At 69.7% G+C, this 18686-nt stretch carries 17 protein-coding genes; 11 read left to right on the top strand and 6 right to left on the bottom strand.

Annotated elements, in window-relative coordinates:
* Window positions 1-8: 8 nt before the first annotated feature.
* Genes pdxH through DDE10_RS10445 form a run of 3 tightly spaced genes read left to right on the top strand, consistent with a single transcriptional unit; the run spans window position 9 to window position 2316 of the window.
* Complete coding sequence (pdxH, locus tag DDE10_RS10455; RefSeq protein WP_114952727.1) at window positions 9-587, top strand: pyridoxamine 5'-phosphate oxidase; 579 nt, start codon at window positions 9-11, stop codon at window positions 585-587.
* On the top strand, window positions 584-1525 hold the full coding sequence (locus tag DDE10_RS10450; RefSeq protein ID WP_114952726.1) for a cation diffusion facilitator family transporter: 942 nt from the start codon (window positions 584-586) through the stop codon (window positions 1523-1525). Before pdxH ends, DDE10_RS10450 begins: the two co-directional genes overlap by 4 nt.
* On the top strand, window positions 1522-2316 hold the full coding sequence (locus DDE10_RS10445; protein ID WP_114952725.1) for a PhzF family phenazine biosynthesis protein: 795 nt from the start codon (window positions 1522-1524) through the stop codon (window positions 2314-2316). The genes DDE10_RS10450 and DDE10_RS10445 overlap by 4 nt, the downstream gene beginning before the upstream one ends.
* Here DDE10_RS10445 and DDE10_RS10440 read toward each other — a convergent pair.
* The gene (locus tag DDE10_RS10440) at window positions 2313-2729 is read right to left on the bottom strand and encodes a hypothetical protein (protein WP_114952724.1); all 417 of its coding nucleotides are present in this window, start codon (window positions 2727-2729) and stop codon (window positions 2313-2315) included. The two genes, DDE10_RS10445 and DDE10_RS10440, sit on opposite strands and share 4 nt — an antisense overlap.
* Window positions 2730-2963: 234 nt before the next feature.
* On the opposite strand from DDE10_RS10440, the gene DDE10_RS10435 reads away from it, so the two are divergent.
* Together DDE10_RS10435 and DDE10_RS10430 are read left to right on the top strand one after the other, a co-directional pair.
* A complete protein-coding gene (locus tag DDE10_RS10435; RefSeq protein WP_114952723.1) occupies window positions 2964-4895 on the top strand; it encodes a M1 family metallopeptidase in 1932 nt (643 codons plus the stop codon).
* A 107-nt stretch (window positions 4896-5002) separates the two neighbouring features.
* A complete protein-coding gene (locus DDE10_RS10430; protein WP_162806540.1) occupies window positions 5003-7345 on the top strand; it encodes a putative bifunctional diguanylate cyclase/phosphodiesterase in 2343 nt (780 codons plus the stop codon).
* A 162-nt stretch (window positions 7346-7507) separates the two neighbouring features.
* Here the strand turns inward: DDE10_RS10430 and DDE10_RS10425 are convergent, their stop codons facing one another.
* The 4 genes from DDE10_RS10425 to DDE10_RS23785 all read right to left on the bottom strand — a co-directional run bounded on the left by DDE10_RS10425 (window position 7508) and on the right by DDE10_RS23785 (window position 12039).
* Window positions 7508-7903 (bottom strand): hypothetical protein, encoded by a 396-nt coding sequence (locus DDE10_RS10425; RefSeq protein WP_284734578.1) that lies wholly within the window; start codon window positions 7901-7903, stop codon window positions 7508-7510.
* Between the two features lie 161 nt (window positions 7904-8064).
* The gene (locus DDE10_RS10420) at window positions 8065-8358 is read right to left on the bottom strand and encodes a hypothetical protein (RefSeq protein WP_114952720.1); all 294 of its coding nucleotides are present in this window, start codon (window positions 8356-8358) and stop codon (window positions 8065-8067) included.
* Between the two features lie 226 nt (window positions 8359-8584).
* Window positions 8585-11032 (bottom strand): ATP-dependent helicase HrpB, encoded by a 2448-nt coding sequence (gene hrpB, locus DDE10_RS10415; RefSeq protein ID WP_284734619.1) that lies wholly within the window; start codon window positions 11030-11032, stop codon window positions 8585-8587.
* A complete protein-coding gene (locus DDE10_RS23785) occupies window positions 11026-12039 on the bottom strand; it encodes a polyprenyl synthetase family protein (RefSeq protein WP_284734577.1) in 1014 nt (337 codons plus the stop codon). Before DDE10_RS23785 ends, hrpB begins: the two co-directional genes overlap by 7 nt.
* A gap of 146 nt (window positions 12040-12185) precedes the next feature.
* On the opposite strand from DDE10_RS23785, the gene DDE10_RS10410 reads away from it, so the two are divergent.
* The 6 genes from DDE10_RS10410 to pdeM all read left to right on the top strand — a co-directional run bounded on the left by DDE10_RS10410 (window position 12186) and on the right by pdeM (window position 17673).
* Window positions 12186-12431, top strand: a complete 246-nt coding sequence (locus DDE10_RS10410) for a hypothetical protein (protein ID WP_162806539.1) — start codon at window positions 12186-12188, stop codon at window positions 12429-12431.
* Between the two features lie 93 nt (window positions 12432-12524).
* Window positions 12525-13727: a dipeptidase gene (locus tag DDE10_RS10405; protein WP_114952718.1), complete on the top strand. Its 1203-nt coding sequence runs from the start codon at window positions 12525-12527 to the stop codon at window positions 13725-13727.
* Between the two features lie 98 nt (window positions 13728-13825).
* Window positions 13826-15955 carry a hybrid sensor histidine kinase/response regulator gene (locus DDE10_RS10400; protein WP_114952717.1) on the top strand — a complete coding sequence of 710 codons (2130 nt, stop codon included), beginning with the start codon at window positions 13826-13828 and terminating at the stop codon, window positions 15953-15955.
* 121 nt (window positions 15956-16076) lie between these two features.
* Window positions 16077-16580 carry an Hsp20 family protein gene (locus DDE10_RS10395; RefSeq protein ID WP_284734618.1) on the top strand — a complete coding sequence of 168 codons (504 nt, stop codon included), beginning with the start codon at window positions 16077-16079 and terminating at the stop codon, window positions 16578-16580.
* 189 nt (window positions 16581-16769) lie between these two features.
* Window positions 16770-16922, top strand: coding sequence for a hypothetical protein (locus DDE10_RS23440; protein ID WP_162806538.1), 153 nt, complete (start codon window positions 16770-16772; stop codon window positions 16920-16922).
* A 40-nt stretch (window positions 16923-16962) separates the two neighbouring features.
* Entirely contained in the window at window positions 16963-17673 is a 711-nt protein-coding gene (pdeM, locus tag DDE10_RS10390; protein WP_114952716.1) for a ligase-associated DNA damage response endonuclease PdeM, read from the top strand.
* Between the two features lie 12 nt (window positions 17674-17685).
* Here the strand turns inward: pdeM and tilS are convergent, their stop codons facing one another.
* The gene (gene tilS, locus DDE10_RS10385; RefSeq protein WP_114952715.1) at window positions 17686-18624 is read right to left on the bottom strand and encodes a tRNA lysidine(34) synthetase TilS; all 939 of its coding nucleotides are present in this window, start codon (window positions 18622-18624) and stop codon (window positions 17686-17688) included.
* Between the last annotated feature and the right edge of the window lie 62 nt (window positions 18625-18686).

The following is an 18686-nucleotide window of genomic DNA, read 5'->3' as shown; positions in this document are numbered from 1 at the left end:
TCGGCCGCATGACTGCCGATCCGCACGCGCTTTTCGACGAATGGTTCGCGGAGGCGAGGCTGTCCGAGCCCAATGATCCGGAGGCGGTGGCATTGGCCACCGCCGATGCCGACGGTGCGCCCTCCGTGCGCATGGTGCTGATGAAGGGGCACGACGATCGCGGCTTCGTCTTCTACACCAACAGCCGCAGCCGCAAGGGCGGTGAGCTCGCCGCCAACCCGCGCGCCGCCATGCTGTTCCACTGGAAGGCGCTGCGCCGGCAGGTCCGCATCGAGGGGCCGGTCGCGCCGGTGACGGACACGGAGGCCGACGCCTATTTCGCCACCCGCGGGCGTGAATCGCAGCTCGGCGCCTGGGCGTCGGATCAGTCCCGCCCGATGGCCGGGCGCAGCGTTTTCGAGAGCCGCTACCAGGCGCTCGTCACCGACTATGAGGGCCGGGATGTGCCGCGGCCGCCGCATTGGTGGGGCTACCGGATCGCGCCCGAGCGGATCGAGTTCTGGATCGACCGCGCGCATCGGCTGCACGAGCGCCGCCTTTTCACCCGCACCGCCGGCGGGTGGGCGGAAAGCCTGCTCTATCCATGACCGATGCGCGGCATGACGCGCATGCCTCGCTGACGGCGCGGGCGGCGCTCGCCAGCGTCGCGGTCGCCTTCCTGCTGCTCGCGCTCAAGCTCTTCGCGGTGTGGAAGACCGGATCGGTGGCGATGCTCGGCTCGCTCGCCGACACCGCACTCGACGTCGCCGCTTCGCTCATCACCCTGTTCGGCGTCCGGGTGGCGGCCATGCCGGCGGACCACGATCACCGCTTCGGTCACGGCAAGGCGGAATCGATCGCCGCCTTCGTCCAGGTCGGGATCATCACCGTATCCGCCTTCGCCATCGGCTGGCGCGCCGTCGAGCGCCTGATGCAGGGCGCGGAGACCAGCCACGCCGAATATGGCATCGGCGTCTCCCTGGTCGCCATCGCCGCCACCTTGGCGCTGGTCGCCTATCAGGGCTCGGTCGTGCGGCGCACCGGCTCGGTGGCGATCGGCACCGACCGGCTTCATTATCAGAGCGATCTCCTGCTCAACCTCGCGGTCGTCGCGGCGCTCGTCCTCGACCAGTTTCTCGGCTTCGCCGGCGCCGACCCGCTGTTCGGCCTTGGCATCGCCGCCTGGCTGCTGATCGGCGCCTGGCGCGCCTCGAGCCATGCCCTCGACCAGCTGATGGACAAGGAGTGGCCCGACGCGCGCCGGCGGGCCTTCGTCGCCGTCGCCGCCCGCCATCCGGAGGGACGGGGCATCCACGACTTCCGCACCCGGACCAGCGGCGCTCACGAATTCGCCCAGTTCCACATGTGGGTGGACCCGCAGATGACGGTCGCGCGCGCCCACGACGTCATGGAGGAGATCGAGGCGGATCTCGCGCGCGAGTTTCCCGGCGTCGAGGTGCTGATCCACCTCGATCCGGAAGGACAGGTCGATCGGCCGGACGATCCTCTGGCCGAACGCGACGAAACGGAAGGACTTCGAGAATGACCGAGCTGCGTCTCGTCCAGGTGGACGCCTTCGCCGACCGCCCGTTCACCGGCAATCCGGCGGCGGTGATGCCGCTCGACGACTGGCTGCCGGACGAGACCCTCCAGGCGATCGCGATGGAGAACAATCTCAGCGAGACCGCCTTCACCATCCCGGCCACGGGCGATGCCGATTACGAGCTGCGCTGGTTCACGCCGACCACCGAGGTGGTGCTGTGCGGCCATGCCACGCTCGCCAGCGGCCATGTCCTGATCGGCGGCGAACGGGTGCGGTTCCGCACCCGCCGTGCCGGGCTGCTGGAGGTGTCGCGCGATCCTGCCGGCCAGGGCTATGAGATGTCGCTGCCGGCCTGGAAGCCGGAGCCGCGCCCCCTGCCGGAGATCGTCGCGGCGCTCGGCTGCCGCGCCGTCGAGACCTTGTGGCATCCTCACCGCTACGGCGTCGTCGTCGTCGAAAGCGAAGAGGAAGTGCTGGCCGTCCGGCCCGATTTCCGGGGACTGGCCGAGGAAGGCGACGTCCTGACGATCGTCACCGCCCGCGGCCGCGACGCGGACATGGTGAGCCGCGTCTTCGCCACCGGGGCAGGGATCGACGAGGACCCGGTTACCGGCTCCGCCCATGCCGTGATCGTGCCTTATTGGGCCGAGCGGCTGGGCCGCGACGGCCTCACCGCTTTCCAGGCGAGCCGGCGAGGCGGCCGCCTCACCGGCCGCCTCGCCGGCGACCGTGTGATTCTCGGCGGCCGATGCGTCACCGTCATGGAAGGCGTCCTGCGCTTTGAGGTGGGCTAGCCCCGGGCCAGCGGACTGAAGGTCAGGTCGAATTCGGCGCCGTCCGCCTGGAGGAAGGCGGCGGGAAGCTGGAGCGGGGCGCAGCGCATCACGGCGCCGATCGCCGCCGCGGCCATCCGTCCGGCATAAGGCTGGTTGTCCGGATTGACGCCCATCTGCTCGACGACGGCGGGCAGACCGGCCACCTGACCGTCCGCGGTCACCCGGACGCGCAATCGCGTGACGATCTGCCGGCCGGCGAAGCTCACGCGCGGGGTGCGATAGCAGCGGCGGACCTGCGAGGCGGCCGTGGCCAGCGCCTGGCGGTCGAGTTCGGGATCGCGGGCGTACTCGGCCGATACGGTCGTGCAGCCCGCGAGCAAGGCCGCCGCGAGCGCGATGGTGGGGGAGAGGACGCGGGGGCGCATCGTCATTCTTGCCTTCGTCGACAATCTGCCAGAAGTCGGCCGCGATGGCGAGCCGGTGCAGGGGAGCCACGGATTGCCGCCGGACTTTCCCCCCGCCAGGCCGATGGAACGGGGAAAGGCAAGCGCCGGTAATGACATAGGATCGCGCCGTCCCTCGATCCAGAGCGCTGTTTCGACCCCGGCGGCTTTCGTCACCACGGCTTTTGGACTAACGGCGGCCCAACCTCGTGGAGCAAGTTCATGCATCGTCTCATCGCTGCCGTCTGCCTCGTCCTCGCCGCCTGCAGCAGCGGGCCGCGCGAGCTCGGCCAAGCTTCCGGCGATCGGCCGGTCGCGCCGGTCCTGACCGGCGACGACGCTCGCGACGACAGCAGCTTCGCGCGTCCCGAGATCGCCCGGGTCGTCCATGTCGCGCTCGATCTCGACGCCGATTTCGAGGCTAAGCGGCTGAGCGGAACCGCGACGCTCGATATCGAGGCGGTAGCGGCCGCGGAAGAGATCGTCCTCGACAGCAAGGGTCTCGAGATCGAGGGCATCTTCGATGCGGACGGCCGGCCACTGCCCTGGAGCTTGGGCGAAGGCGACGCGAGGCGCGGGCAGCCGCTCACCGTCCGCCTCGGCGACACCCGCCGAATCGTCATCCGCTACCGCTCGGCGCCCGAGGCCGATGCGCTGCAATGGCTGAGCCCGGCCCAGACCGCCGGCAAGCGCCATCCCTATCTGTTCAGCCAGGGCCAATCGATCCTCAATCGGACCTGGATCCCGACCCAGGACAGCCCCGGCATCCGCCAGACGTGGGAGGCCCGGATCACCGCGCCCGAGCCGCTCACGGTGGTGATGTCGGGCGAGCGGCTGACCCCGGAAGGCGAGCCCGTCCCGAGCGGAGCCGAGGGGCCCGCGGGAGCGGGGCGGCGGGCCTTCCGGTTCCGGATGGACCGGCCGGTCGCGCCCTATCTCATCGCGATCGCCGCCGGCGACCTCGCCTTCCGCCCGCTCGGCCCCCGTACCGGGGTCTGGACCGAGCCCGCCATGCTGGAGGCGGCGGCGCGCGAGCTTGCCGATACGGAGCGGATGATGGAGGCGGCCGAGGCGCTCTACGGCCCCTATCGCTGGGGCCGCTACGACATGATCGTCCTGCCGCCGGCCTTTCCCTATGGCGGCATGGAGAATCCGACGCTCACCTTCCTGACCCCGACCCTCATTGCCGGCGACAAGTCGCTGGTCGGCACCGTCGCGCACGAGCTTGCCCACAGCTGGTCGGGCAATCTCGTCACCAACGCGGTCTGGGCCGACGGCTGGCTCAACGAAGGCTTCACCACCTATTTCGAGAACAGGATCATGGAGGCGCTGTACGGCGAGGAACGCGCCGCGCAGGAGGCGGCCTTGAGCTGGGACGAGATGGAGCGGGCGCTCGCCGAGCTCGGCCCGGACGCGCCGGGAACGCGACTGCACAATCCCGGCGACGAAGGCGATGGCGCCAGCGGCATCGTCTACGACAAGGGCGCCATCTTCCTGCGGACGATCGAGCGTGCAGTCGGCAGGCAACGGTTCGATTCCTATCTGCGCGGCTATTTCGACCGCCATGCCTTCCAGCCGATGACGTCGGCGCGTTTCCTCGGGGATCTTCGCGAGCATCTGGTTCGCGGCGATGCGGGCCTGGAAAGCGCTCTTGCCCTCGACGACTGGGTCTACCGGCCCGGCCTGCCCGCCAATGCCGCGCGCCCCGATCCGGCCGCCTTCGCCGAGGTCGATCGCGCGGTCCGCGCCTATGCCGCCGGCGGCAGCGAGACCGATCTGCCTTATGCCGGCTGGAACACGGCGGAGCGGATCCGCTTCGTCAACGCCCTGCCGCGCGACCTTTCAATCGAGCGTCTGGGCGCGCTCGATCGCGCCTTCGATCTTTCGCAAAGCGGCAATTCGGAGGTGCTGTTCGCCTGGCTGCAGCTGGCGCTGGCCAACCGCTACGAGCCGGCCGTGCCTGCCGCCGAGCGGTTCCTGCTCGGCATGGGCCGGCGCAAGTTCGTGTCGCCCCTGTTCGAGACCCTGGTCGGCGAAGGCGACTGGGGCCGCCCGATTGCGGAGCGGCTCTATGCGCGGGCGCGCAAGGGCTATCATCCGGTGACGACGGCCAGTGTCGATCGCATCCTGCAAGCGGCGACTGATCCAGATTAAGCCCGTGACGCGCCACGAATTTGTCGTGGCCGCCGGTCGTTGCTTAACGATCCATCAAACCTCTGCCTGTACGAGGGAGCACCACTTCCCGATCGGCATGGATGTACATGTATCAGGCCCCCGTCTCCCCCGATGCCGAACCCATTCGAGAAGAGGCGGCGGATGTCGGTATCGACACGCTCGCCTTCGACGCTTCCAATGAGCGCCTGCGGGCGGCGCACCTCCACAATCGCCAGGTCGAAGCGCGGGCGTTGTTCGCGCCTTTCTTCGCCATCACCGCCGTGCTGGCGGCGCTCATCGCAGCGTGGGCGCTGATCGGCTCGGAACGGATCGAGCTCGTCGTCGGCTGGGTGGCGCTCGTCACCTTCGCCAACTGGGTCTGCTTCCGGCGCTCGCGCGATGCGGCCGCCTTGGGCAGCAGCCGCACCGCCCGGCCGGGATCGCGATGGGCCGCGATCGCCGAGGCGGTCGGGCTCGCTCTGCTCTGGTCGGCGCTGCCCACTTATGCCTTCGCGACCCAGGCCGCGCTCGTCCAGGTGGTGATCGGCGGCGCCATGGCGGCGATGATCACGACCGCGATCGCGCTGGCGGCCATTCCCGCCGCGGCGATCGCCTGGATCGCCACTCTGACCGCCTGCCTGTGCGTCGCCTACCTGCTCGGCGGCGGCTCGCTCGACCTCAAGATCGGCCTTGCCTTCCTGCTGGTGGCCGGCGCCGGCGCGTTCAGCGTCTCGCTGCTCACCCGCTGGACGTTCGGTCAGCTGAAGGCGATCGCCCGTACCACGACCCAGGCCGAATCGATCCGGCTCCTGCTCAAGGAATATGAGCATCGCGGCGTCGGCTGGCTGTGGCAGGTCGATGCCGAGAACCGCGTCGTCTACATCTCGTCGCGGATGACCGCTTTGCTCGGCCGGTCGACAACCCAGCTGATCGGCCATTCGCTGCCGGCGGCGCTGGGCGGCAGCAGCGCCCTCGGCCGGACCCTGCTCGCACGCCAGCCTTTCTCTAACCTGGAGATGGAGCTCAAGACCCGTCGCGGCACGCGCTGGATCAGCCTGGCAGGCGATCCGATCGTCGACGTCACCGGTCAGTTCCAGGGCTTCCGCGGCGTCGGCCAGGATATTACCGAGGTGAGGAAGACCCAGGAGCGGCTGACCAACCTCGCCAACATGGACGTGCTCTCCGGCCTGCCCAATCGCGGCCGCGTGCGCCAGCTGCTCGGCGAGGCGCTGTCCGGGTCGAGCGGCGGCTCGACGCCCTGCGCGATCATGTTTCTCGACCTCGACGGCTTCAAGCCGGTCAACGACACCTTCGGCCATCCCAAGGGCGACGCGGTGCTCAAGAGCGTGTCGCAGCGGCTCGTGCGCGAGGTCGGCTCGTTCGGCCATGTCGGCCGGATGGGCGGCGACGAGTTCGCCATCGTCATCAAGGATGCGCAGAGCCGGCGGTCGGTGGAGACGCTTGCGGAGCGGGTGATAGCCTCCATCGCCGAGCCCTATCATCTCGACAAGGCCGAGATCCGGATCGGCGTGTCGATCGGCTGCGCGTTCGGCCCGGTCGACGGCCAGACCGTCGACGATCTCATCCAGAAGGCGGACCTCGCCTTGTACCAGGCCAAGGCCAAGGGCCGCGGCACCTGCTGCTTCTTCAACGCCGACATGCAGAACGAGGCCGAGGACCGGCTCCGCCTCGAGCAGGACATGAAGGCGGGCATCCAGACCGGCCAGTTCCGGCTGCTCTACCAGCCGCTGATCAGCGCCGCCGACCAGAGCCTGATGGGCTTCGAGGCGCTGATCCGCTGGCACCATCCGACCCGCGGCATCGTCCCGCCCAACCAGTTCATCACGCTCGCCGAGGAATCCGGTCTGATCATGGAACTGGGCGACTGGGTGATCGAAGAGGCCTGCCGCGCCGCCGCCTGCTGGCCGGAGCAGGTCACGGTCGCCGTCAACATCTCGGCCAAGCAGCTCATCTACCCGGCCTTGCCCAACACCGTGAACGAATCGATCCGGCGTCACCGGCTGCAGCCCAACCGGCTCGAGCTCGAGGTGACGGAATCGGTCTTCATGGGCGATTCCGCGAACGCCCTCGACGTCCTGAAACGGCTGCGCGCGCTCGGCGTCGGCATCGCTCTCGACGATTTCGGCACCGGCTATTCGTCGCTCGGCTACCTGAACAAGGCCGTTTTCCACAAGCTCAAGATCGACGGCAGCTTCGTTCGCGAGGCGGCCGAAAATCGCGAGACGGTCGCGATCATCCAGTCGATCGTGCAGCTGGCGAAGAGCTTCCGAATGACCGTCACTGCCGAGGGCGTCGAGACGGCCGACGACTTCACCCGGATGCGGGATCTCGGCTGTCACCAGATCCAGGGCTATCTGTTCGGCAGGCCGATGGAATTCGACCGGGCGAGCGAGCTCGTCCACGGCATCCAGCACCGCCTCAGCGCCTGATCACATCCAGGCGGCGGCGGCCGCGGCCTGCGGTGGCCGGCTCAGGGGCAGCCATCAGTCCTGCAAGGCTGCGCCAGAGCCATTCGGCCGGCCGAGGCGAAGCTCGGACTGCCAGATGTGGCCTACTTGTCGCCGGACGAGCCCATCCGACGAGGGATCGCTCTAATAGCCGCGGCTGGGCCGGGCGCGCCGTTCGGCGGCCCACTCGCGCAGCATCTGCTGGGTGCAGCCGGACTGGCCGTAGCTGCCGACGACCGAGCAGCTGTTCGGGCGGGTGTCGCGCTGGGCGTCCTCGAGCATCGCCGCCTGCGTCCCCCACGAGGTCTCGGGTGGGCGGCTGGAGCGGCGCAACGGCTCCGGAATCCGGAAGCGCTCCTCCTCGGGCTTGCGCGCGCACACGACGATCTCCTCCGGGTCGGATGACTGCGGACAGGGATCGTCGCCATAGACGATGATGCTCTCCTCGCGCTCGGGAGGATCGGCCTGCGCCAAAGCTGCGGCCGGATGGAGCGCCAGCAGCACGAAGCCAATCAGAACCGGCCGGCCCTTGAACGTCAAATCCACTTTTCCCTTCGCCGGCCCCCATCGGGCTGTGGCGGTCCCTAGCTGAACCCAGGATTGCGCGGGAAGGCCTCGTCACGATCGACGGCGATCGGAGGTGGCGCCCATCCCCTCGGCACCACCTCCCTTCTCTCCGTTCGATTCGCCCCCTGGCGACGTCATTCCGCGGTCGGCACGCCGCCCGCCGCTTCCCATTCCCGCTCGGTCTTGCAGACCCTCTGCTGCAGGCGAGACCCGGTGAAGTCGCCGACGACGCAGATGCGGCGATTGCCGGCGCCGCGGCTCGCCTGAGTGGATTGCGGCGCTGCCTCGGCGCTCGCCGCCTGGGTCTGGCTGCTGTTGCTGTTGCTGTTATTGGCGGCCGCGAAGGCGGGGGCGGCCGAGCCGGCCATCAGCGCAGTGGCGGCGAAGGCGGCCAGGATGCGGTTCAGGCGGAAAGAAGTCCGGGTCATTCGATGGTTCCTTTCATTGATCAATCTCGACTTGCGGGCGGTGAGCCCGTCCGCAGCTGTATTGGTGCATTAAGCGTGCCAAACACCTCGCCGACGCGATTTCAAATACTTAGCTAGAGGGTTGGCGCGGGCGCTGCTCCTGGGCCGCCAGGGTTTGGCGATTCCCGCCACCTGTTGGGCGCCGTCGTGTCCGCCTGCGGACAGTAAGTGTCCGCGCCCGGACGGCTCAGCGGCGGGCGGCCGCCTTCTTGGTGCGCAGGGTCGGGTCCGCCGCTGCGGGATCGTCGGGCCAGGGATGCCTGGGGTAACGGCCCCGCATCTCCTTGGCGACGGAGGCCCAGCTTCCCTGCCAGAAGCCGGGCAGGTCGCGCGTGGTCTGGATCGGCCGCCCGGCCGGGGAGGTCAGCGCAAGCACGAGCGGCACGCGCCCATCGCCGATTGCGGGGTGCCGGGTCGTGCCGAACAAGGCCTGGACCCGGACGGTCACCGTCGGTCCCGCTTCGGCGCGATAGTCGATGGCGTGCCGGCTGCCGGCAGGCGTCTCCAGCTGCGCGGGCGCGAGCCGGTCGAGCCGCTTTCGTCCCTCCCAGCCGAGCCTCGCCTCGAGGGTCCCGTTCAGCGCCTGGGGATCGACGTCGCGAAAACTGCGGCGGCCGCCGAGCACCGAAGGAAGCCAGGAATCGGCGTCGGCGAGCAGGGCTTCGTCGCCGAGATCCGCGATCGACTCGTCGAGTCGGCGGGCGAAGGCGGCGCGTTCCCGCAGCGAGCGCGCGGTCTCGCTCCACGGGAGCAGGTCCAGCCCATGCTCGAGCACCGCCCGGACCAGGGCCGCCTCGATCGCGGCCGGATCCACCCGGCTGTCGCGGCCGCCGGAAAGCAGGATCGCCCCGAGGCGGCGGCCGTGCGATGCGCGGACCGATCCACTCGCCGGATCGAAAGCGAGTTGCGCGCCGGTCTCGATCCGCTCCGCGAACAGGGTCTCCACCTGCTCCTGCGAGATCGCGGCCGCGGCGAGGATGCGCGCGCCGCCGGCCGCGCCGCTGACCTCGGCCACGGCGAGCCAGGTCTCCCGCGCGAGCGGCGAGGCCGGGTCGAGCCTGAAGCCGCGGCCACCGCTGCTGAGCCATTCGACGCCGTCGGCGCCGCGCCGCTTCGACAGCCGGTCGGGGAATCCCAGAGCGATGCACGCGCCGATCTCGCCGTGCCCGCCGCGAGGCGAGGGAAGGAAGCCGAGCCAGCGCTCGGCCAGCCGCCGCGCCGCCTGCGCGCGCGGGCTGCGATCGCTCCTCCAGCGCTGCAGGCGGATGTCCAGGTCGGCGTCGCTGCCGCCGAGGCCGCGCTCGGAGATCAGGACGGCCGCTTCCGCCGCCGTCGTCCCCCAGCCTCTCCTGTCCGCTTCGATCAGCATATGGCCGAGCCTTGGCGGCAGCGGCAGGGCCGCGACGAGGCGGCCATGGGCCGTCGGCCGTCCGTCCTCGCCGAGCGCGCCGAGCGCCATCAGCCTCCGGCGCGCCTCGTCGACAGCGGCCGCAGGCGGCGGATCGAGCCAGCGCAGCTGGCGCGGGTCGGCGATCCCCCAGATCGCGCAATCGAGCAGGAGCGGCGAAAGGTCGGCTTCGATGATCTCGGGCGGATCGAAGCGGGGCAGGGCCTGCGTCGCCGCTTCCTCCCACAGGCGATAGACGCGCCCCGGCGCCTGCCGGCCGGCGCGGCCGGCGCGCTGGGTAACCGCCGCCTGGCTCGCCCGCTCGGTCACCAGACGGGTCAGTCCGGCGGCACGATCGTAGCGGGGGCGGCGGGCCAGGCCGGAATCAACGACGATCCGTACCCCGTCGAGGGTGAGGCTGGTCTCGGCGATCGAGGTGGCGAGGACGAGCTTGCGCCGGCCCGCCGCGGCCGGCGCGATCGCCGCACGCTGGGTTGCCGGGTCGAGGCTTCCGTGCAGCCGGTGCAGGTCGACATCGGCCGGCAGCCGGTCGAGCCGCTCTGCCGTGCGTTCGATCTCGGCGACGCCGGGGAGGAAGGCGAGCAGGCTGCCTGCCGCCTCGTCGAGCCCGCGCCGGCAGGCGGCAGCGACCTCCTCCTCGATCCTCTTCTCCGGGGAGCGGCCGAGATGGACGATGTCGATCGGAAAGGATCGGCCGCTGCTCTCGAGCAGCGGCGCGCCTTCCATCAGTTCCGAGAAGCGCCCGCCGTCCAGCGTCGCGGACATGGCGATCAGCCGCAGGTCCGGACGGAGCGCCGACTGGGCGTCGAGCGCCAGTGCCAGGCCGAAATCGGAATCGAGACTGCGCTCGTGCACCTCGTCGAACAGCACGGCGGAGACACCGGCCAGTTCGGGATCGGCCTGGATCCGCTTGAGGAAGATGCCCTCGGTGAGGACGAGGATCCGCGTCCTCGCCGATCGGCGGCTGTCGAGGCGGGTCGCATAGCCGATCGTTCCGCCGGTGCGCTCGCCCGCCAGTTCGGCCATCCGTTCGGCGGCCGCGCGCGCCGCGAGCCGGCGCGGTGACAGCAGCAGGATCTCGCCGGTGCACCAGTTCTGGTCGAGCAGGGCCGGTGCGACCGCGGTCGTCTTGCCGGCGCCCGGCGGCGCGACCAGGACGGCGCGGCTATGGCTGCAGAGGGTATCGAGAAGCTCGGGAAGAAGGCTCTCGATCGGGAGGCTCAATATGCCCTCGCGATGGCGAACTCGACGGCTTCGATCAGCGCCGACTTCGCCCGGCCTCCGGGGAAGGGGCCAAGCGCGTCGATCGCCCGCTGACCGTAATGACGCGCGCGCTCCAGAGTGTCGTCGAGCGCGCCCGAGCCGCGGAGAAGGCGCGTCGCCTCGGCGAGATCCTCGTCCTCGACGCGGCCTCCGCTCATCGCCTCGCGCCAGAAGCGGCGGTCGGCGTCGGAGCCCCTCGCATAAGCGAGGATAACGGGCAGGGTGACCTTGCCGTCGCGGAAATCGTCGCCGACGCCCTTGCCCATGGTCGCCGAATCCGAGGCATAGTCGATGGCGTCGTCGATGAGCTGGAAGGCGATTCCGAGGTTGCGGCCATAAGCGTCGAGATGCTCCTCGACCGATTCCTCGCGCTCCGCGACCACGCCGGCGATGCGGCAGGCGGCGGCGAACAAGGCGGCGGTCTTCGCGCTGATGATGTCGAGATATTGGTCCTCGCTCGTCTCGACCTGCCGCTGGGCGGTGAGCTGGTTGACTTCGCCCTCGGCGATGACGCTCGATGCGCGCGACAGGATGCGCAGGACCTTGAGGCTGCCGTCCTCGACCATCAGCTCGAAGGCGCGGGCGAACAGGAAGTCGCCGACCAGCACGCTGGCCGGGTTGCCCCAGATGATGTTGGCGGTGCGCCGGCCGCGGCGCAGCCCCGAGCCGTCGACGACGTCGTCGTGCAGCAGGGTGGCCGTGTGGATGAACTCGACCGCGGCGGCGAGCTTGTGATGGCGCATGCCGGGATAATCGAGCAGACGCGCGCAAGCGAGCGTCAGCATCGGCCGCATTCGCTTGCCCCCGCCGGCGATCAGATGGCCGGCCAGTTCCGGGATGAGCGCGACCTCGCTCTGCATCCGGTCCAGGATCACCGCATTGACCTGGTTGAGATCGGCAGCGACGAGCTGGACCATTGGGTCGAGCGACGGCGTGCGGCTGGAGCCGATGGCGTGCAGGCTGGCGTTCATGTGCGCGCGCGATGTGCGCGCGTGCGCTGCCAAAGGCAAGGCCGGATGGCTGCCGGCCAGGGGAGGGAACAAGCACCTGTCCCGGATCGATCGTGAAGCAGGATCGTTCGTCGCCCGGGCTCGTTTGGCTGACGAAACGGAAGGCAATGGCGAAACGGACGGCTATGGCGTTGGACATATCGGTCGAGGTTCACTGCGGCACCTGCGGCAGTGCCAATTACAGCCTGCCGGCGGGGATGGCGGACGAGGCGCCGATCGTCTGCAACGACTGCTCGGACCGCCTCGGCAGCGTCGCCGAGCTCAAGGCGGAGATGATCGGCCAGGCCCAAGCCCATTCCGCCGAGGCGCTTCGGAACCAGCTCGACCGGATCGGCGATCCGCCGCCGGCCTAGCCGCGTTCCGAACCGGCGGTCCCGTCCTGCTTGACCGTTGCGCGAGCGGCGGCTTCAATGCGGCCACCCTCCCCGAGCCGATGGATCCAGCTTATGCGCCTTCTCGCCTGCCTTGCTCTGCCTCTCGTCCTCGCCGTCCCCGCTTCGGCCCAGACGGATACCGACGTCACCGCCGAGGATCGGCTCGTCCACGAACAGATGCTCGTGATCGATACCCACCTCGACGTTCCGGCGCGCTGGGACGACGGCGAATGGGATTTCGGCGAACTGCACCGCTACGAGTGGGACGGAAGCCAGACCGATCTGCCGCGAATGGCGGCCGGAGGACTCGATGGCGGCTTCTTCGTCATCTACACCTCTCAGGGGGAGGTTACGCCCGAGGGCTTTCGCGCGGCGCGCGACGCCGCGCTGGTTCGGCTCGCCGCCATCCATCGCGTGCTCGGCGAGAACCGGGACCGAATCGGCCTCGCGCTCGATGCCGAGGATGCCGTGCGGATGCATGCCGAAGGCCGCCGCTTCGGCTTCATCAGCATCGAGAATAGCTGGCCGCTCGGCGAGGATCTCTCGCTGCTCGAGACCTTCCACCGGCTCGGCGTGCGGATGGCGGGCCCCGTCCACAGCCGCACCAACCAGCTGGCCGACAGCACGACCGGCGAGGCGCGCTGGAACGGCTTCTCGCCCCTCGGTCGTCGATGGGTGGCGGAGATGAACCGTCTCGGCATGATCGTCGACGGCAGCCATTCCTCCGACGCGGTCTTCGACCAGATGCTGGAGCTCAGCCGGGCTCCGATCGTCCTATCTCATTCCGGGCCGAAGGCGATCTTCGACCATCCGCGCAACATCGACGACGCGCGGATGCGCCGATTGGCGCGCGCCGGCGGCGTCATGTTCATCAACAGTGTCTTCCTGGTACCCTATGACGGATCGCCCGAACGCGACGCGATCAACGATCGGCACGAAAATTGGGAACGCCTCGACGCGGACGAGCGCCGTCGGCTGCTGCGGGACCGAGCCGCGCTGGACGCCCGGCGTCCTTATACGACGGCCGATTTCGACCTGTTCATGCGGAGCCTGCTGCACGCGATCGCGGTGATGGGCGTCGACCATGTCGGCCTCGGTGCCGATTGGGACGGCGGCGGCGGCGTCATCGGCATGGAGGATGTGAGCCTGCTGCCGCGGATCACCGCCCGCCTGCGCCGCGAAGGATTCAGCGAAGCCGACATCGCCAAGATCATGGGCGGCAACCTGCTGAGGGTGCTTCGGCGGGTCGAGGCGGTGGCGGCGGCTGCGGACTGAGACCGGATCTGGACGTCGGCGGCGGGGGCTTCCGTCCGAACCGCGGCCCGGCTAGTCTCGGATTCGGGGCGGGGACAGTGGATTGGAGTTCGCGTCCAATGGCTTCCGACCCGCCGCCGAGCAATCCAGCGGCGCCGCCTGCGGCTTCCGGACTGACCGGCGAGTGGATGGATGCCCCGGAATGGGCGGCCTCGGCGCTGGGTCCGCCTGGCGGATGGCCGCCCGATCTCAAGGCGGTCGCCGGCCTGGTCATGGGATCCAACATCCCGATGCTGGTCGCCTGGGGCCCGGACCTCCGGGTGGTCCATAATGAGAGCTATGGCGACTTGCTTGGCGATCGCCGCCCCGCCCAGGGCAAGCCGTTTGCCGAGATCTGGGCCGATCAATGGGACGTGGTCGGGGTCACCGTCGAGCGGGTGCTGAGCGGCGAGACCGTCTATGAGGAGGCCGTGCCTCGGCTCTTGCACCGCCATGGCCGCGCCGAGACGGCCTGGCTGACCTTCAGCTCGAGCCCGCTGCGCGACGAAAGCGGCGCGATCTGCGGCCTGTTCGGCGTCGTTACCGCGGTCAGCAGCGACGCCCGGACCGAGCGCCGGCTGCGCGAGAGCGAGGAGCGCTTCCGGCTGATAGCGGACTCGGCCCCGGCGCTGATGTGGGTGACCAAGCTCGACCGCAAGCGCAGCTTCGTGAACCGCGCCTATGTCGATTTTCTCGGCATCACCTACGAGCAAGCGGTCGACTTCGACTGGCGCACCGTCCTCCATCCCGACGACCAGGCCCGCGTCGTTCGCGAGTCGATCGCCGGCGAGGCCTCGTTGCAGGCTTTCACCCTGGAAGCGCGCTATCGTCGGCATGATGGGGCGTGGCGCTGGGTCCGGTCGATCTCGCAGCCGCGCTGGGGCCCCGGCGGCGAGCATGCCGGCTTCATCGGAGTCGCGATCGACATCACCGACGCAAAGGAAGCGGAGGCGGCGCTCCGCGACGTCAACGAGACGCTCGAGCGCCGCGTCGAGGAGCGGACGGCAGATCTCAGGGCCGCGCTCGACCGGCTTCGGCAGGAGATTGCCGAGCGCGAGCGGGCGGAGGAGGCGCTGCGCCAGGCCCAGAAGATGGAAGCGGTGGGTCAGCTCACCGGCGGCATCGCGCATGATTTCAACAATCTGCTGACTCCGGTGATCGGCGGACTCGAGATGCTGGTCTCCCGTCTCGACGATCCGAAACTCAAGCGACTCGCCTCGGGCGCGCTCGAATCCAGCCGCCGCGGCGCGAAGCTGACCGGCCAGCTGCTCACTTTCTCCCGCATGCAGCGGATCAGCATCGCGCCCGTGGCGGTGAACCGGGTGCTCGACAATCTGCGGCCGATCCTGCGCCACACGCTCGGCAGCCGGGTCGCGGTCGAGCTTCGCCCCTGCCCGCAGGCGGCGCACGCCTTGTGCGATGAGAATCAGCTCGAAAATGCGATCCTCAACCTGGCCATCAACGCGCGTGACGCGATGCCCGAAGGGGGCACCCTGGTCATCGGGGTCGAACTGCGGACCGAGCCGGCGGGGCCCGACCTGAACGACGGCGACTATGTCTGCCTCACCGTCGCCGACACCGGCATCGGGATGACTCCAGAGGTTGCCGCCCGTGCTGCCGAGCCGTTCTTCTCCACGAAGCCGTTCGGCAAGGGCACCGGCCTCGGCCTCGCCCAGGTCTACGGCATCGCCCGGCAATCGGGTGGCACCATGCGGATCGACAGCCGGGAGGGGCACGGGACCACCGTCCGCCTGCTCCTGCCGAGGGCGGACACGGCGGCCGATGCCGCGCAGGCCGAGGACGGGCCCGCCGAGGCGGCCGAGCCCGGCGCCGCGGCCCGGATCCTGATCGTCGACGACGATGGCGACGTCCGCCAGTTCCTCGGCGATCTGCTCGAGGAAATGGGCCATAGCGTGACCCTGTTCGAATCGCCCGAAAAGGCGCTCGCGGGGGACTTGTTTCCCCGACCGGATCTCGCCTTGCTCGACTTCGCGATGCCCGGAATGAACGGAGCGCAGCTCGCCCGCGCGCTTCGCGAGCGCCATCCCGACCTGCCCGTCGTCTTCGTCACCGGCTATGCCGAGAGCGACCAGATCGAGCACAATCTCGGTTCGGACGTGCCGGTTTTGCGCAAGCCCTTCGGCTTCAACGAGCTCTCGAACCTGGTGCGCGACGCCTTGAGCGGAGCGCCGGCGGCGGAGACCGCCTGAAGCCCTTGAAGGGGCATTCGCGCCTCCTAGATTCCGGATGGCCGGAGCCTTCCCGGCCCGGCCGCCGCGGGACCCGTGCCTGCTCCAGGGCGAGTCCCGCTCCATGTTGCTCGAGGAGGACATGAACATGAGAGGACTCGACTTCACGCCCTATCGGCGGTCCACGGTCGGCTTCGACCGGCTTTTCGACTATCTCGAAAATGCGAGCCGGGCCGAGCAGGACAATTATCCACCCTACGACATCGAAAAGATCAGCGACGATTCCTACCGGATCACACTCGCCGTGGCCGGCTTCAGGCGCGACGACATCGACATCACGGCGCAGCAGAACATGGTCGTGATCGCAGGCCGGCGCGCGGAGAGCCGCAATCGGGACGGCAATTTCCTGCACGTCGGTATCGCGACCCGGGCCTTCGAGCGGCGGTTCGAGCTGGCGGACTTCGTCCGCGTCACCGGCGCCGAGCTGCGTGACGGACTGCTGTCGATCGACCTGGTGCGGGAGATCCCCGACGCGATGAAGCCGCGCAAGGTCGACATCAGCACCGGCGCCGCGCCGACGCTGGAGGCCGAGTCCGCCGGCGAGGCGGTGCAGGATCACAGGGTCGAACAGGGACAGACCGCCTGACCTCAGCGGATCCGGCGCCCCATCAGCCGGCGCCGGATCCTGCCCTTCCTGCCCGGCGAGAGGCTCGTTCAGCCCCCATTTACCCGCACTCGGCCATTCGCAATCCGCTTGGCACGTTCCTTTCGGATGTGTAACGGGCGCGCTTTCGCGCCGGCCGGGTTGTTTGAGGGTCGAGAGTAGAGACGTGTCATGAAGCTCAGGAAGAAACTGCTCAATCCGTTCATGCTGGTCGGTCAGGGCTTCGTGCTGGGCGGCATTCTCTTCTTCGCGACCCACCCCGCCTCGCTCGAGGCCTCGGCCTCGGGCGGCAATCCGGTCGAGTCGGTGTTGCCCGCGCGTTGAGCGCTTGAACGCGGACCTTCCCGCTCTCTATAGCGGGCGCATGGTTCGCTTTTCGTTCTGTGGTCGGATGCTGGTGGCGCTGCCGCAAGGCGCGCTCTTCTGGCCGGACCGGCGTGCCTTGCTGGTGGCCGATCTCCACCTCGAGAAGGCAAGCTGGTTTGCCCGGCTCGGCCAGCTGCTTCCGCCCTACGATTCGATAGCGACCCTCACCGACCTGGCCGGACTGATCGACGGCACCGGCGCGCAAGAGGTCTGGTGCCTCGGCGACAGCTTCCATGACCGCGACGGCTGCGAACGCCTTCCCGAGCGCGCCCGGACGCTGCTGACCGGGCTGACCGCCCGGACCCGCTGGACCTGGATCGTCGGCAATCACGATCCGCTGACGAAGCCGATGGACGCGGCGGGCATCGCCTCCGGCGCCTCCTCGCCCCCGGATATTTGCGGCGGCGAGGTCGTGGCGGAAGCCGTGGTCGATGGCATGGTGCTTCGTCATGAGGCCGAGCCGGAGGAGGCGAGGCCCGAGCTGTCCGGGCATTTCCACCCGAAGCTGCGGATCAGCCATCGTGGGCGCCTCGTCTCACGCCGATGCTTCGTCGCGACGCCGCACAAGCTGATCCTCCCCGCCTTCGGGGCCCTGACCGGCGGCCTGGATGCGGGCCATCCCGAGATCGTCCGCGCCGCCGGCGGGCCTGCCGAGGCGCTCGTGCCGGTGGCCGACCGGCTGCTCAGGTTTCCGCTGCGGGCTGCCTGACGCTGGATCGCCTCATCCGCTGCGCCGCGCCGGCGCCGCCGCGAAACTCCATCGAGCGCCGCCGCGGCATCTGACACCGGCCAGGGTCGCGACCTTGCCGGCATCGAGCGCCTGAAGGAGACGGGTCAGCGCGTCGCCGCGCGGCTCTGCGGCGGGATTGATCCGGCGCAGCATCCGCAGCACGAGGCGACGGCGCAACTCCGACGGAAGGCCTGTCGGATCGAGCGCCCCGTCCCCCGGGGCGACCCTTTCCTCGATCAGCCGGTCAGCCGCCCAATCGAGGGCCGCGTTGGCTTCCGACAGCGCTTGCGCGCTGCGGGTCATCGCGAGCGGATCGATCCACTCGGCCTCGGCAAGACGCGAGCGTAGCCGCGCCCGGTCGAAGCGCGGATCGAAATTGCTCGGATCCTCGACGGGATCGACCCCTGCCGTCCGCGCGATCGCGGCCAGCTCGGCGCGTCGCCAGCCGAGCAGTGGCCGCAGCACCCGCTCGTTCACCGCCCGCACGGCGCCGAGACCGCCGATGCCTGCGCCGCGGTTGAGCCGCATCAGCAGGGTCTCGGCCTGATCGTCGGCATGATGGCCGGTAAGCAGCCAGTCGAGTCCGCGGCCGGCGCGCCAGGTTTCGAGCAGAAGGTATCGCGCTTCGCGCGCCCCGGACTGGACGTTGCCGCGGATCGGCGAGGCGGGGCGCAGGGTCTCGTGAGCAATGTCGAGCCGGGCGCACAGGGCGGCAACATGCTCGGCCTCCGCTGCAGCCTCGGGCCTGAGCCCGTGATCGACCGTGGCAGCTTCGACCGCGCCGGGACGTGCCGCGTGGGCGAGCAGCAGCAAAGCGAGGCTGTCGGGGCCGCCGGAAACGGCGACGCCTATCCGAAGCGGGACGTCCCCGGCGAGCGACGCGAGGTCGCGGCTGAAGCGCTGGACGAGTTCGGGGGGAAGCGGCCGCATCGCACTCGCAGCCTAAAGTCTGTGCTGGTCAGGTGGAAGCGCCGTGTCGGCCCGCCGCCGGA

Source organism: Sphingosinicella terrae (assembly GCF_003347635.1).
Lineage (GTDB): Bacteria > Pseudomonadota > Alphaproteobacteria > Sphingomonadales > Sphingomonadaceae > Allosphingosinicella > Allosphingosinicella terrae.
This window is presented reverse-complemented; position numbering and strand designations above follow the sequence as displayed.

What these genes read in the sequence shown, in the direction of transcription:
- DDE10_RS10400 (WP_114952717.1), top strand. Translation starts at nt 13,826, where the DNA reads ATGGCTTCCGACCCGCCGCCGAGCAATCCAGCGGCGCCGCCTGCGGCT.
- tilS (WP_114952715.1), bottom strand. Translation starts at nt 18,624, where the DNA reads ATGCGGCCGCTTCCCCCCGAACTCGTCCAGCGCTTCAGCCGCGACCTC.
- DDE10_RS10410 (WP_162806539.1), top strand. Translation starts at nt 12,186, where the DNA reads ATGGCGAAACGGACGGCTATGGCGTTGGACATATCGGTCGAGGTTCAC.
- DDE10_RS10445 (WP_114952725.1), top strand. Translation starts at nt 1,522, where the DNA reads ATGACCGAGCTGCGTCTCGTCCAGGTGGACGCCTTCGCCGACCGCCCG.
- DDE10_RS10440 (WP_114952724.1), bottom strand. Translation starts at nt 2,729, where the DNA reads ATGACGATGCGCCCCCGCGTCCTCTCCCCCACCATCGCGCTCGCGGCG.
- DDE10_RS10395 (WP_284734618.1), top strand. Translation starts at nt 16,077, where the DNA reads ATGAACATGAGAGGACTCGACTTCACGCCCTATCGGCGGTCCACGGTC.
- pdxH (WP_114952727.1), top strand. Translation starts at nt 9, where the DNA reads ATGACTGCCGATCCGCACGCGCTTTTCGACGAATGGTTCGCGGAGGCG.
- DDE10_RS23440 (WP_162806538.1), top strand. Translation starts at nt 16,770, where the DNA reads ATGAAGCTCAGGAAGAAACTGCTCAATCCGTTCATGCTGGTCGGTCAG.
- DDE10_RS23785 (WP_284734577.1), bottom strand. Translation starts at nt 12,039, where the DNA reads ATGAACGCCAGCCTGCACGCCATCGGCTCCAGCCGCACGCCGTCGCTC.
- DDE10_RS10430 (WP_162806540.1), top strand. Translation starts at nt 5,003, where the DNA reads ATGTATCAGGCCCCCGTCTCCCCCGATGCCGAACCCATTCGAGAAGAG.
- DDE10_RS10450 (WP_114952726.1), top strand. Translation starts at nt 584, where the DNA reads ATGACCGATGCGCGGCATGACGCGCATGCCTCGCTGACGGCGCGGGCG.
- pdeM (WP_114952716.1), top strand. Translation starts at nt 16,963, where the DNA reads ATGGTTCGCTTTTCGTTCTGTGGTCGGATGCTGGTGGCGCTGCCGCAA.
- DDE10_RS10435 (WP_114952723.1), top strand. Translation starts at nt 2,964, where the DNA reads ATGCATCGTCTCATCGCTGCCGTCTGCCTCGTCCTCGCCGCCTGCAGC.
- DDE10_RS10420 (WP_114952720.1), bottom strand. Translation starts at nt 8,358, where the DNA reads ATGACCCGGACTTCTTTCCGCCTGAACCGCATCCTGGCCGCCTTCGCC.
- DDE10_RS10405 (WP_114952718.1), top strand. Translation starts at nt 12,525, where the DNA reads ATGCGCCTTCTCGCCTGCCTTGCTCTGCCTCTCGTCCTCGCCGTCCCC.